The following is a 13640-nucleotide window of genomic DNA, read 5'->3' as shown; positions in this document are numbered from 1 at the left end:
TGTTCTTTAGGTCGCCCGGCGTTAGCCGCGCCCGTCTTTGATCGCTTTGATGATGTTGGTGGTCGACAGCCCGTCTTCAAAGTTCAGCACTTTGACATCGCCGCCGTTGGCCCACACTTCCGCACTGCCGGCAATCTCTTCCGGTTTGTAATCACCCCCTTTCACCAGCAGATCCGGCAGAATGTCGGCGATCAAGCGCTGCGGCGTATCCTCTTCGAACGGCACTACCCAATCCACCGCTTCCAGCGCGCCCAGCACGATCATGCGGTTCTCCAGCGCGTTGACCGGGCGTGTTTCCCCTTTCAGGCGCTTGGTCGAGGCGTCGCTGTTCACCGCCACGATCAGGCGATCGCCCAGCTTGCGGGCGTTGGCCAGATAAGAGACGTGGCCCGCATGCAGAATGTCGAAGATGCCGTTGGTCATCACCACTTTCTCGCCGCGCTGGCGCGCCTGCGCCACGGCGTGTTTCAACTGCGCTTCGGTCATCACGCCAAAGCCGGTTTCGGCCCGGCCGCGCACCGCGTTTTCCAGCTCGATGGGCGACACGGTGGAAGTACCGAGCTTGCCCACCACCACGCCGGCGGCGGCGTTGGCCAGGAAACAGGACTCTTCCAGCGAATTGCCGGCGGCCAGCGAGGCGGCCAGCACGCCGATCACGGTGTCACCGGCGCCGGTCACATCAAATACTTCCTGCGCCTGGGTCGGCAGGTGCAGCGGCTCAACGCCAGGCTGCAGCAGCGTCATGCCGTGTTCGGAACGGGTGACCAACAGCGCCGACAGCTCGAAATCCGCCACCAGCTTCATGCCGCGTTCCACCAGTTCCGCCTCATCCTTGCAGTGGCCCACCACCGCTTCGAACTCGGACAGGTTCGGCGTCAGCAGCGTCGCGCCGCGATAGCGCTCGAAGTCAGAGCCTTTCGGATCGATCAGCACCGGCACCTTGGCGGCGCGCGCCAGTTGGATCATGCCCTGCACCTGGCTGAGCGCGCCCTTGGCATAATCGGACAGCACCAGCGCGCCGATCTGCGGCAGCGCCTGCTGAATGCGCTCCAGCATCGGCTGCGGATCGACGTTGGAGAAGCCTTCTTCGAAGTCGAGACGGATCAGTTGCTGGTTGCGCGACAGCACGCGCAGCTTGGTGATGGTCGGATGGGTCGGCACCGAGACGAAGTCGCAGCGCACGTTGACTTCATTCAGCTTGGCGCTCAGCGCCCGCGCCGCATCGTCGATGCCGGTCAGGCCCACCAGACGGGAAGTGGCACCCAGCGAAGCGATGTTCATCGCCACGTTAGCCGCGCCGCCGGGACGCTCTTCGATGGTATCGACCTTGACCACCGGCACCGGGGCTTCCGGTGAAATGCGGCTGGTCGGCCCGTACCAATAGCGATCCAACATGACGTCACCGACCACCAGCACACCGGCGCGGCGAAAATCAGGCAGCGTAACTTTCATCCGATAACTCCAAAAAAGTACAAAATTTTAGTGGCGCAGATATTACCACAGACCGCCGGAATACCCGCAAAAAGGTATTAATCCAGCCATTTGGCCCAGCTGGCGCGCACCTGCTCGCGCTCGGCGGCGAACAGCCCGCTGCCGACCTTGCCGGAATGCTCCTGCAGCGCCAGATGGTGGATCTCGTCGCGCATGGTGACATAGGCCTGGGTCAGCGCGCGCGCCTCCTCTTCCGGCATGATGTCGTAATTGGCCATCAGCTCGAAGATGCGCACGTTGTCCGACCAACGCGTCAGCCGCGGTTCACCCGGCGCATAGCGTAAGACCAGATATTGGGCGATAAATTCGATGTCGGTAATGCCGCCCTCATCGGTTTTGATATCAAACAGATCGCGCTGCTTGTTGCCGAGATGGTTGCGCATCTTTTCGCGCATCTCGCGCACTTCGCGCTTCAGGATCTCCGCATCGCGCGTTTTGCACAGGATCTCGCGCCGGATCGTGTCGAACTGCTGATGCAGCGCCGGGTCGCCATGCACGATGCGCGCGCGCACCAGGGCCTGATGTTCCCAGGTCCAGGCTTCGTTTTGCTGGTAATCGGCGAACGCCTCGACGGTGCTGACCAGCATCCCCGCAGCGCCGGAAGGCCGCAGGCGCGCGTCCACCTCATACAGAATGCCGGAGGAGGTGCGGGTGCTGAACAGATGCATCACCCGCTGCGCCAGCCGCAGGTAGAACTGACGACCGTCGATGCAGCGATCGCCGTCGGTCATCACCTCCGGCGGGCAATCCAGCAGGAATACCAGATCGAGATCGGAACTGTAACCCAGCTCCCAGCCGCCCAGCTTGCCGTAGCCGATCACCGCAAAGCCGCGCCCTTCACGCTCCTGCAGATGGGTCGGCTGGCCGTAGCGCGCCACCATGTCACTCCAGGCCTGCTGCACCACCGCGTCGATGATCGCCTCCGCCAGATAAGTCAGGTGGTCGCTCACTTTCATCACCGGCAGCGCGCCGGCGATATCCGCTGCGGCGATGCGCAGCTGCTGCGCCTGCTTGAACTGGCGCAGCGCCTCCAGCTTTTGCTCTTCGTCATCTTCCGGCACCCGCAGCAGGTACTGGCGCAGCTCGCTGCGGTAGGCGTCCAGCGCCACCGGCTGATACAGCGTGGCCGGATCCAGCAGTTCGTCCAGCAACAGCGGGTAGCGCGACAGCTGGTTGGCGACCATCGGCGACGCGGCGCACAGGCGGATCAGATGGCTGAGCGCCGCGTGATACTCCACCAGCAGTTCGAGGTAGGTAGTGCGGGTGACGATGCTGAGCAGCAGCTGCGCCAGCCGCACCAGCGCGGTCGGCGCATCCTGGCGCGGGCACACCTCAGCCAGCAGGCGCGGCATCAGCTGATCGAGCACGTCGCGGCCACGCGGGCCGATGGTGCGTTTGTCGACGTCGTGGCGGAAATCGGCGATGGTGCGCAGCATCTGTCGGCGCCCCTCTTCGTCCAGGTGCGGCGTCAGCGGCGCCAGCTCGTTTTCCTCCAGCGCGTCCTGCCACAGGCTGTGGTAGTGCTGGTAGTCGGGATCTTCGCCGACATCCGGGCTATCATCGCCGATCAGGTCATCGAACACCGCCCGCACCGCCTGCATGTGCAACTCCAGTGCCGCCATCAGCGCCGGCCAATCCGCCAGCCCCATACCGTAGGCCAGCCGCGCCTGATCGAGCGCATCCTGCGGCAGCGTCTGGGTTTGCTGATCGCCGATCGCCTGCAGCAGATTCTCCAGCCGCCGCAGGAACAGGTAGGCGGCGCTCAGCGCCCGCACCTGCTCGGCCTCCAGCAGCCCCAGTTCACCCACCGCCTGCAGCGTCGGCAGCAGCGAACGCCCCTGCAGCGCCGGCTCGCGGCCGCCGCGGATCAGCTGGAATACCTGGGTGATGAATTCGATTTCGCGAATGCCGCCGGCGCCCAGCTTGATGTTGTCCTTCAGGCCGCGACGCCGCACTTCACGGGCGATCATGCCCTTCATGTTGCGCAGTGACTGGATGACGCTGAAATCGATATAGCGGCGGAATACGAACGGACGCAGCGTTTTGCGCAGCTCCTGGCTGTAGGCGTCTTCCGCGCCGCCCATCAGGCGCGCCTTCACCATCGCATAGCGCTCCCAGTCGCGCCCCTGCTCCTGATAGTAATCTTCCAGCGCCGCAAAGCTCATCACCAATGGGCCGCTGTCGCCGAACGGCCGCAGCCGCATGTCGACGCGATAGACGAAGCCGTCAATGGTCTGCTGATCCAGCGCCTTGATCAGCCGCTGGCCAAGGCGGGTGAAGAACTGGGCATTGTCCAGCTCGCGCCGCCCGCCCTGAGTCTGGCCGTTTTCCGGGTAGGCGAAGATCAGATCGATATCCGACGAGAAATTCAGCTCGCCGCCGCCCAGCTTGCCCATGCCGAGGATCAGCAGCGGCTGCGGTTCACCGGCGGCGTTGCACGGTGTGCCCCACTCGCGGCAACAGGTTTGGTACAGCCAGTCGCGCGCGCTGACGATCAGCGTTTCCGCCAATCCGCTCAGCTGCAGCAACGTTTCTTCGGTCGAACACAGCCCCTGAGCCTGCGCCCAGGCGATGCGCACCAGCGTTTCACGGCGAAACAGACGCAGCGTGCGCATCAGCTGCGCCTCATCGCGCACCTCTTCCAGCTCGTCCTGCAGCCAGGCGGCATAGTGTTGCCACTCGCCGGGCGCCGGTGGTTGTTCGCGCAGCGTCGCCAGCCAGGCCGGCTGGGCAAGCAGCGCGTCGCTGACGAAGTCGCTCGACGCCAGCACCCACTGCTCCTGTTCGCTAAAGGCGCTGTCCGCGCCGTGAACTTCCTGAAAACGCTGCACAACCTGCTGTGCCTGAGCCTGTAACGCGGCTGAAAGTGGCGACATAGTGTATGACCCGTTCTGCGGCCCACGGCTGGCGGGCCGGCTTGATTAACGAAGCGCGCCGTTTAACCAGAATGGCGCATGCGATAAGGCCTGTTTGCGGCTGGCTTCATACCAGCCCTGACGGCGCTCGCTCAGCGCCGCCTGCAGTTCGCGCCAGGCCTCGATATAAGGGCCGGTCTGCTCGTCGGGGTAGGCACCCGACAGCAGGACCAGCGCCGAAATCTGACGCGTCAGGCGCGGCAATTGTTCCTGATATTCATCTTCGTTCAGCGTACGGCTGAAGGCTTCTTTCAGCTCCGCACCGCTGCGCCCCAGCATGATGTCGCTGAAGCGTTTGAAAGAACCGTCCAGCTTGGCCTGCGCTTTGGCATCGATAAACGGCCGCCAGGCGCCGCTCACCAGCCATGATGTGAGCGCCAACTTACATTGCAGGTAGGTGGCGCTGTAGCACAGGGCCTCTGGTTGCGCGGCTTTGTCCGCCAACAGCGGCTCGAGCTCGGTCAGACGGGCGCGCAGATCGGCGCTGGCCTTGCGCGGCACCAAACCGCCGAAGATCACCAGCGCCTGGCGAATCGTTCCGACCGCCTCAATCACCGAAGCGCGCGCCTGCGCGTCGCCGCGCAGCCACAGCTCTTCGTGGTACTGCCAGTGGCCCAGCGCCAGCTCGAAGGCGGCGATCATCCCCTGCTCCACGGTCGCCTTCGCCGCCGGCTTCAGCACCCGCAGCGGGCGCACCTCGCGCGGCGGATTGCCCTGCGCCAGGTGGTAACCACGCGCCGCCTTGCTCAGGCTGCCCTGACGCAGCCCGCCGTGCGCCGCCAGCTCACCGGCCAACGCCAGCAGATCGGCGGTATTGCCGTTCAGCAGCTCCAGCTCTACCTCGCTCAGGGCTTCGCTGAGGTCACCGGCGCGCACCTCGCCCTGGTCCAGGCCAATCTCGATCTCGCTTTGGCCGTAAGTAACCACCCACTTCTCTCGCACGAAATCGGTACGGAACAGCGGCTGCAACGCCTGCTGCAGCGCCGCGATATCGCAATCCTGCGGCCAGATGTCGGCAGGGAACTGCGCCAACGCCAGCTGCGGCTCGGCGATAGCGACATTGTATTCCGGGCGCTGGTGCAGGCCGCCCACCACTTTACCGGCGGTTTTGATGGTCATCTCATAGCGATCGTCGAAACCGCGAATGCGCAGCCCCATGTCGTGACGGCGCAGGACGTTGTCGGCCGTTTCGAAGTAAATGTTGGTCAGCTTTTGCGGCGCGGAATGCTGATGCGGCCAGGCGGCGAGCCATTGTGGCAGAGCGGCCACCGCTTGCGGCGCGGCGATGAATTTCAGTTCAATTTCAACGGTCATAATTCTTTAACACCAATAAGTTACGCATTCGCGTCAGTTTCAGCGCGGCGCGTTCGGCCCGCCGTATGCTGCCCAATGACGCACAGTTGCCATTATCTTACCGCGATTCCCGGCGCCTTAACCCTGCTAACTGTAGAAAAAACCTGTTACGTTATAAAACGCTGCGCAACTCACAGAATCAGCCACAGTAAGATAGTTCTCATTCCGGTTTTGGCGTTGCGTCGTCAGACTGAACGCTCTACTATCGTTCCATAAATTCACCCAGAAACGATGAACTAATGCAGAAATTACGCCTGATTTGCCTTGCCGCGCTGAGCTTCAGCATCACTTGGGCCGCACATGCCGAAGATAAACGCTATATCTCCGATGAGTTAAGCACTTACGTCCATAGCGGCCCAGGTAATCAGTACCGTATTGTCGGCACTCTGAACGCCGGTGAAGAAGTCACCCTGCTGAGCGTCAACGACAGCACCAACTACGGCCAGATCCGCGATCCGAAAGGCCGCACCACCTGGATCCCGCTCGACCAGCTCAGCCAGACGCCAAGCCTGCGCACTCGCGTGCCCGAGCTGGAACAGCAGGTGAAAACCCTGACCGACAAGCTGGCCAACATCGACAACACCTGGAACCAGCGCACCTCGGAAATGCAGGAGAAAGTCGCGGGCAGCGACAGCACCATCAGCAGCCTGCAGAAGGAAAACCAGGATCTGAAAAACCAGCTGGTGGTCGCGCAGAAGAAGGTCAACGCCGTTAACCTGCAGCTCGACGACAAGCAGCGCACCATTATCCTGCAGTGGTTCATGTACGGCGGCGGCGTCGCCGGCGTCGGTTTGCTGCTGGGCCTGCTGTTGCCGCACCTGATCCCGCGCCGCAAGAACAACAACCGCTGGATGAACTGATCTCAGTATCGTTCAGTTTGAGTATGGGCGCCTGCGGGCGCCCTTTTCATTGGTGCCGACATCCCGCGGCCAATTCATGTAATCTGATAGACAGAGCCTTACACGATATTCAGGAGTCAACAGTGCAGATTTATCTGGTCGGCGGCGCCGTTCGCGACAGCCTGCTCAACATCCCGGTGGTCGATCATGATTGGGTGGTGGTGGGCGCTACGCCGGCGGAGCTGCTGGCATTGGGTTATCAGCAGGTCGGCAAAGATTTCCCGGTGTTCCTCAACCCCGATTCTCATGAGGAGTACGCGCTGGCGCGCACCGAGCGCAAATCCGGCCAGGGGTATACCGGTTTTACCTGCTATGCCGCGCCGGACGTGACGCTGGAAGAAGATCTGCTGCGGCGCGATCTGACCATCAACGCCATCGCCCGCTCCGCCGAAGGGGAACTGATTGATCCTTACGGCGGCGTGGCCGATCTGCAGGCGCGCGTGCTGCGCCACGTTTCCGACGCGTTCGGCGAAGATCCGCTGCGCGTGCTGCGCGTGGCCCGCTTCGCCGCTCGCTTCGCCCATCTGGGTTTTCACATCGCCGACGAAACGCTCGCGCTGATGCGCCAAATGGCGCACGGCGGTGAACTGGCTGCGCTGACCGCCGAACGTGTCTGGAAGGAAACCGAAAAGGCGCTGCAAAGCCAGAGCCCGCAGGTCTATTTTCAGGTGTTGCGCGACTGCGATGCGCTGGCAGTGCTGTTCCCGGAAATCGACGCGCTGTTCGGCGTACCGGCCCCCGCCAAGTGGCACCCGGAGATCGACACCGGCGTGCACACGCTGATGGCGCTGGCGATTGCCGCCCGCCTCACGCCGGAGGTGGACGTGCGCTTCGCCACCCTGTGCCATGATCTCGGCAAAGGATTGACGCCGAAAGAATTCTGGCCGCATCACCACGGCCACGGCCCGGCGGGCGTGCGGCTGGTCGAAGCCCTGTGCCAGCGGCTGCGGGTGCCCAACCCGGTGCGCGATCTGAGCAAGCTGGTGGCCGAGTACCATGACCTGATCCACACCGTGAACAAGCTGCGGCCGGAAACCCTGCTGAAGCTGTTCGACGCCATCGACGTCTGGCGCAAGCCCCAGAGGCTGGAGCAGATGATCCTGACCAGCGAAGCGGACGCGCGCGGCCGCACCGGCTTTGAGGAGAACCCTTATCCACAGGGTGACTATCTGCGCCAGGCGTATCAGGTGGCGAACGCGGTATCTATCAAAGAAGTGGTGGCCAGCGGGCTACAGGGCACCGCGATCCGCGACGAGCTCAAACGCCGCCGCCAGCAGGCGCTGGCCGATTGGAAGCTCAGCCAAACGATTATCAACGATCAGGCATAAAAAAACCCCGCAGAGCGGGGTTTTTTCTTGGCGTCGGGCTTACAGGAATACCATGTAAACCACGGCTGCCACGATAAAGCGGTAGATGGCGAACGGCACGAACGAGATGCGTTTGATCAGCGACAGGAAGGTCTTGATCGCAATCAGCGCCACCACGAAGGCCGTAATGAAACCGACGGCAAACATCGGCAGATCGCCCCAGGTCAGGAAGTGCAGGCTCTTGTACAGATCCAGGCCGCTGGCGCCAATCATCATCGGCACCGCCAGGATGAAGGAGAACTCGGACGCCGCATAGCGGTTCACGCCCACCAGCATACCGCCGGCGATAGTGGAACCCGAACGGGAGAAGCCCGGCCACAGCGCCAGGCACTGGAAGCAGCCGATCATGAACGCCTGGCGGTAGGTGATGTCATCCAGCCCTTCCGCGCTCGGTTTCTTCGGCTTCAGCCATTCCGCCGCCAACAGCAGCAGGCCGCCGACCACCAACGCGTACATCACGTTTTTCGGCGCGAACAGCGACTTGATGAAATCATGGAAGGCCAGGCCCAGCACCACCGCCGGGATCATCGCCAACAGGATGTGCCCCAGCTTCAGCTGGCCACTGGTTTTGCCCTCGTGCTCCACCGGCTTGCCGCCGAAATGGATGCCGATCAGGCCGAACAGCCGGCGCCAGAACATCACGACTACGGCCAGGATCGACCCCAGCTGGATAATGACTTCAAAGGTTTTGGCTTTGTCGCCGGTAAAGCCCAGCCACTCGCCGACGATGATCATATGCCCGGTGGAAGAAACCGGCAGAAATTCGGTTAATCCCTCGACAACCCCAAGAACAAACGCAATAAACAGTGAATGCATGTCTGCCATGTGCTTCGCTCACCCCATAAAATAACGGCTATCACATAAAAAAGCGGCAATGCTTAAAGACAATGCCGCTAAAACAATTCTCAGGATTAAGACCAGGTTAACGGTCTTTCGTTGCAAGCAGATGACATAAAATCATGCGGGACGAGTGCCGCGCTCGATGATCACGCCGACCCGACTGGCATGTGCTACAGCGCCCGGTTTGCTGACCTTAATACGGACCCAGGGGGAATTGAAGCGCTGAAGCAAAATTTCAGATATTTCCTCTGCCACTCGCTCCACCAGCGCAAAACGGTTCGACTCTACGTGCTGGATCACGGCGTCGCTGACGTCGGCATAGCTCAGACAGTCAGTTACGTCGTCGCTGGCGGCGGCCGGCCGGTTATCCCAGCCCATTTCGATATCGAACACCAGCTTCTGACGAATGCCCTGTTCCCACTCATAAACGCCAATGGTGGTAATTACGGTAAGCTCTTCAATAAATACGATATCCATCACGTCATTCTCTGTTTTTGGCCTTGCCGGATACCACTTCCAGCGGAATGTGCGTATTATCCATAGATGTTGCGAGTAAAACGACCATTATTAAACGGAACCGCGTTATGAGTGCTACCGCGCTTGGCATGATTATCTTCGCGTATCTGTGCGGCTCGATTTCCAGCGCGATCCTGGTTTGCCGGATCGCCAGGCTGCCGGATCCGCGTGAACATGGCTCAGGAAATCCCGGGGCGACCAACGTCCTGCGCATCGGCGGCCGGCTGGCGGCAGCGGCGGTGCTGGTATTCGATATTCTGAAAGGGATGTTGCCGGTCTGGCTGGCCTACAAACTCGATGTGCCGCCGCTGTACCTCGGCCTGACGGCGATCGCTGCCTGCCTGGGGCACATCTATCCGGTGTTCTTCCACTTCCGCGGCGGTAAAGGCGTAGCGACGGCGTTTGGCGCCATCGCGCCTATCGGCTGGGATCTGACCGGCCTGATGACCGGCACCTGGCTGCTGACGGTGCTGCTCAGCGGCTACTCTTCGCTCGGCGCCATCGTCAGCGCGCTGATCGCCCCGTTCTACGTCTGGTGGTTCAAACCGCAGTTCACCTTCCCGGTGGCGATGCTCTCCTGCCTGATCCTGATGCGGCATCACGACAATATTCAGCGCCTGTGGCGCGGCCAGGAAGGCAAGATCTGGGGCAAGTTCCGCAAGAAGAAAAACCAGGCGGATGCGGATAACGGCGACCAGCCGAAAGACGAATAACAGAAGGGCCGGATTATCCGGCCCTTTGCTTTATACCGCAGGCAGTTCCGCCAGCGGCCAGCGCGGCCGCACCGAAACGCTCAGCTCCGGGTTGGCACCGCTCTTCAGGCGCACCATGCCGGCATAGGCGATCATCGCGCCGTTGTCGGTGCAAAATTCCGGGCGGGCATAGAATACTTCCCCACCGCGCTTGTGCATCATCTCCGCCAGCTTGGCGCGCAACGTGCGGTTGGCGCTCACGCCGCCAGCCATCACCAGGCGTTTGAAACCGGTCTGCTCCAGCGCGCGTTTGCACTTGATTGCCAGCGTGTCCACCACCGCATCCTCGAAGGCGCGCGCGATGTCGGCACGCGTCTGATCGTCGTTGCCGTTGGAGCGAATGGTGTTGGCGGCGAAGGTTTTCAGCCCGGAGAAGCTGAAGTCCAGGCCCGGACGATCGGTCATCGGCCGCGGGAAAGTGAAACGCCCCGCCGTGCCCTGCTGCGCCATCTTCGACAGCATCGGCCCGCCGGGGTAATCCAGGCCGAGCAGCTTGGCGGTTTTGTCGAACGCTTCGCCGGCCGCATCGTCGATCGATTCGCCCAGCAGTTCATACTCACCGATGCCGGTGACGCTGATCAGCTGAGTATGGCCGCCGGAGACCAGCAGCGCGACGAACGGGAACGCCGGCGGGTTATCTTCCAGCATCGGCGCCAGCAGGTGGCCTTCCATATGGTGCACCGGCACCGCCGGCACGTTCCAGGCGAACGCCAGCGCGCGCCCCACGGTAGCGCCGACCAGCAGCGCCCCCACCAGGCCCGGCCCGGCGGTGTAGGCCACGCCGTCGATGTCGGCCGGAGTCAGGTTGGCCTCTTTCAGCGCCGCCTGAATCAGCGGCACGGTTTTGCGCACGTGATCGCGCGAGGCCAGTTCCGGCACCACGCCGCCGTAGTCGGCGTGCAGCTTCACCTGGCTGTATAATTGGTTGGCCAACAAACCGGTTTGATCGTCATACACTGCAATTCCGGTTTCATCGCAGGACGTTTCTATACCCAGTACTCGCATTACATTTCCCATCATTCACGTGCGGCCGCCAGTCTACCACATTCCGCCGCATTTACCGCCGGTGCCGCGCATCTTGTCACCGGCTCGCACCTATGTCGATGATTCATCCAGAAAATGCCCAGGCGATTAAACACGAGCATTTTTTTCTGATTAGTCTATAATCAGCGCCCGGTGCAAAATTGCGCACGTTGCGGCAGAGCGACGCGGGTTTCAATTTGCGGTGATGCTTTACAAAGCAGCATCCATTGGAGTAAAATTCCGCACCATTTTGAAAAGGCTGGCGCTTGGCCAGCAACAAACCGAATTTTATTGAGGTGAGAGGCACATGCCGGTAATTAAAGTACGTGAAAACGAGCCATTTGACGTTGCTCTGCGTCGTTTCAAACGCTCTTGCGAAAAAGCAGGTGTTTTAGCTGAAGTTCGTCGTCGTGAGTTTTATGAAAAACCAACTACCGAACGTAAACGCGCTAAAGCTTCTGCTGTGAAACGTCACGCGAAGAAACTGGCTCGCGAAAACGCACGCCGCACTCGTCTGTATTAATTCTTCGGGGGCAACCCCACCGCGTGAATTTCTGATTTTCAAAATCGCGCAGACCGAGTAGTTGCATACGAAGGCCGTGCTTTCCGAAAGGAATGCGCGGCTTGTTCTCGTTTATAGGCTAATGAAGTAAGGGCTTATGGCTGGACGAATTCCGCGCGTATTTATCAATGACTTGCTGGCTCGCACCGACATCGTCGACTTGATCGACGCTCGCGTGAAGCTCAAGAAGCAAGGCAAGAACTACCACGCGTGCTGTCCGTTCCACCACGAAAAGACGCCTTCCTTTACCGTTAATGGCGAAAAGCAGTTTTATCACTGTTTTGGGTGTGGTGCGCACGGCAACGCCGTCGATTTTTTGATGAATTACGACCGACTCGAGTTTGTCGAAACCATCGAAGAGCTGGCGACCATGCACGGGCTGGAAGTGCCTTACGAAGCGGGCACCGGGCCAACCCAGATCGAACGCCATCAGCGCCAGAGCCTGTACCAACTGATGGAGCAGCTCAGCGCGTTCTATCAACAGTCACTGCAGCAGTCCTCCGGGGCACCGGCGCGCAGCTATTTGCAGCAGCGCGGATTAAGTGACGACGTTATTCGCCATTTCGCCATCGGCTTCGCGCCGGCGGGATGGGACAACGCCCTGAAGCGTTTCGGCCGCGACGCCGACTCGCGCCGCGCATTGAACGATGCCGGCATGCTGGTGACTAACGATCAGGGGCGTTCGTACGACCGTTTCCGTGAACGGGTGATGTTCCCCATCCGCGACAAGCGCGGGCGCGTGATCGCCTTCGGCGGCCGCGTATTGGGTGACGGTATGCCGAAGTACCTGAACTCGCCGGAAACCGAAGTTTTCCATAAGGGCCGCCAGCTGTACGGCCTGTATGAAGCACAGCAGAACCACCCTACCCTCCAGCGGCTGCTGGTGGTGGAAGGGTATATGGACGTGGTGGCGTTGGCGCAATTCGGCATCGATTATGCCGTCGCCTCGCTCGGAACCTCGACGACGGCTGAACACATTCAGCTGCTGTTCCGCGCCACCGACAACGTCGTCTGCTGTTACGACGGCGACCGCGCCGGCCGCGAGGCGGCATGGCGGGCGCTGGAAACCGCGCTGCCGTACCTGAACGACGGGCGCCAGCTGCGGTTCATGTTTTTGCCCGACGGCGAAGATCCGGACACCCTGGTGCGCAAGGAAGGCAAAGAAGCCTTCGAACAGCGAATGGAGCAGGCGCAGCCGCTGTCCACGTTCCTGTTCGAAAGCCTGCTGCCGCAGGTGGATCTGAGCAGCCCGGACGGACGCGCCAAGCTGAGCACGCTGGCGCTGCCGCTGATTACTCAGGTGCCGGGCGAAACGTTGCGCTTGTACCTGCGTCAGGAGCTCGGCAACAAGCTGGGGCTGCTGGACGACAGCCAGCTCGACAAGCTGATGCCCAAGCAGGCGGAAAATGCGAATCCTTATCAGGCGCCCCAGCTAAAACGCACAACCATGCGTATACTGATAGGGTTACTGGTGCAAAATCCGCAGTTGGCTACACTTATCCCTTCGCTTGAAGGGCTGGAGCAGACCAAACAGGCGGGATTGCCGCTGTTCGTCGAACTGGTGCAGACCTGTTTGGCGCAGCCGGGCCTGACGACCGGGCAATTGCTGGAGCTGTATCGCGACAACAAATTCAGCCAGCAGCTTGAAACCTTGGCGACATGGAACCATATGATCGTTGAGGACATGGTCGAACAGACCTTTTTGGATACGTTGGCCAGCCTGTACGACTCGGTGCTCGAGCAACGGCTGGAAACGCTGATCGCCCAGGCCAGAACGCGCGGCCTGAGCCCGGAGGAACGTGAAGAAGTCCGTTCTCTCAACCAGGTTTTAGCGAAGAAAAACTGAATACCAAACGGCTTAAGTGCCGATAATTGCGAGGGCAGAGCCCTGCACAGTGCCGCCATAGTGGGCCGCGGCGATA

General features: G+C 61.2%; 11 protein-coding genes. 5 read left to right on the top strand and 6 right to left on the bottom strand.

The features are described 5' to 3' along the window. Positions 1-21: 21 nt before the first annotated feature. The 3 genes from hldE to QOL81_RS18110 form a co-directional block, all read right to left on the bottom strand. Positions 22-1452, bottom strand: coding sequence for a bifunctional D-glycero-beta-D-manno-heptose-7-phosphate kinase/D-glycero-beta-D-manno-heptose 1-phosphate adenylyltransferase HldE (gene hldE, locus QOL81_RS18120; RefSeq protein WP_019453075.1), 1431 nt, complete (start codon positions 1450-1452; stop codon positions 22-24). 77 nt (positions 1453-1529) lie between these two features. Continuing rightward, positions 1530-4367, bottom strand: coding sequence for a bifunctional [glutamate--ammonia ligase]-adenylyl-L-tyrosine phosphorylase/[glutamate--ammonia-ligase] adenylyltransferase (glnE, locus tag QOL81_RS18115; RefSeq protein WP_283439973.1), 2838 nt, complete (start codon positions 4365-4367; stop codon positions 1530-1532). A gap of 45 nt (positions 4368-4412) precedes the next feature. Then, the gene (locus QOL81_RS18110) at positions 4413-5720 is read right to left on the bottom strand and encodes a CYTH domain-containing protein (RefSeq protein ID WP_060424745.1); all 1308 of its coding nucleotides are present in this window, start codon (positions 5718-5720) and stop codon (positions 4413-4415) included. Between the two features lie 278 nt (positions 5721-5998). Between QOL81_RS18110 and QOL81_RS18105 the strand changes: the two genes are divergently transcribed. Both QOL81_RS18105 and QOL81_RS18100 read left to right on the top strand, forming a co-directional pair. After that, positions 5999-6619, top strand: a complete 621-nt coding sequence (locus QOL81_RS18105) for a TIGR04211 family SH3 domain-containing protein (RefSeq protein ID WP_019453078.1) — start codon at positions 5999-6001, stop codon at positions 6617-6619. Between the two features lie 122 nt (positions 6620-6741). Continuing rightward, entirely contained in the window at positions 6742-7986 is a 1245-nt protein-coding gene (locus QOL81_RS18100) for a multifunctional CCA addition/repair protein (protein ID WP_060424743.1), read from the top strand. Positions 7987-8025: 39 nt separating this feature from the next. Here QOL81_RS18100 and bacA read toward each other — a convergent pair whose 3' ends face one another. After that, on the bottom strand, positions 8026-8850 hold the full coding sequence (gene bacA, locus QOL81_RS18095) for an undecaprenyl-diphosphate phosphatase (protein ID WP_025160107.1): 825 nt from the start codon (positions 8848-8850) through the stop codon (positions 8026-8028). A gap of 132 nt (positions 8851-8982) precedes the next feature. After that, positions 8983-9342 carry a bifunctional dihydroneopterin aldolase/7,8-dihydroneopterin epimerase gene (gene folB / locus QOL81_RS18090; RefSeq protein WP_019453081.1) on the bottom strand — a complete coding sequence of 120 codons (360 nt, stop codon included), beginning with the start codon at positions 9340-9342 and terminating at the stop codon, positions 8983-8985. A gap of 107 nt (positions 9343-9449) precedes the next feature. On the opposite strand from folB, the gene plsY reads away from it, so the two are divergent. Then, the gene (plsY, locus tag QOL81_RS18085; protein ID WP_047729813.1) at positions 9450-10094 is read left to right on the top strand and encodes a glycerol-3-phosphate 1-O-acyltransferase PlsY; all 645 of its coding nucleotides are present in this window, start codon (positions 9450-9452) and stop codon (positions 10092-10094) included. Between the two features lie 30 nt (positions 10095-10124). Here plsY and tsaD read toward each other — a convergent pair whose 3' ends face one another. After that, a complete protein-coding gene (gene tsaD / locus QOL81_RS18080) occupies positions 10125-11138 on the bottom strand; it encodes a tRNA (adenosine(37)-N6)-threonylcarbamoyltransferase complex transferase subunit TsaD (RefSeq protein ID WP_033654813.1) in 1014 nt (337 codons plus the stop codon). A 325-nt stretch (positions 11139-11463) separates the two neighbouring features. On the opposite strand from tsaD, the gene rpsU reads away from it, so the two are divergent. Beyond that, positions 11464-11679, top strand: a complete 216-nt coding sequence (rpsU, locus tag QOL81_RS18075) for a 30S ribosomal protein S21 (RefSeq protein WP_001144069.1) — start codon at positions 11464-11466, stop codon at positions 11677-11679. 136 nt (positions 11680-11815) lie between these two features. Next, positions 11816-13564, top strand: coding sequence for a DNA primase (dnaG, locus tag QOL81_RS18070; RefSeq protein ID WP_025304325.1), 1749 nt, complete (start codon positions 11816-11818; stop codon positions 13562-13564). Positions 13565-13640 lie beyond the last annotated feature (76 nt).

It is taken from the genome of Serratia sp. CC22-02, from assembly GCF_900182895.1.
In the GTDB taxonomy this organism is placed as follows: Bacteria; Pseudomonadota; Gammaproteobacteria; order Enterobacterales; family Enterobacteriaceae; genus Serratia; species Serratia nevei.
Note: the sequence above shows the minus strand (reverse complement) of the source record. Positions and strands in the feature narration are given on the sequence as shown.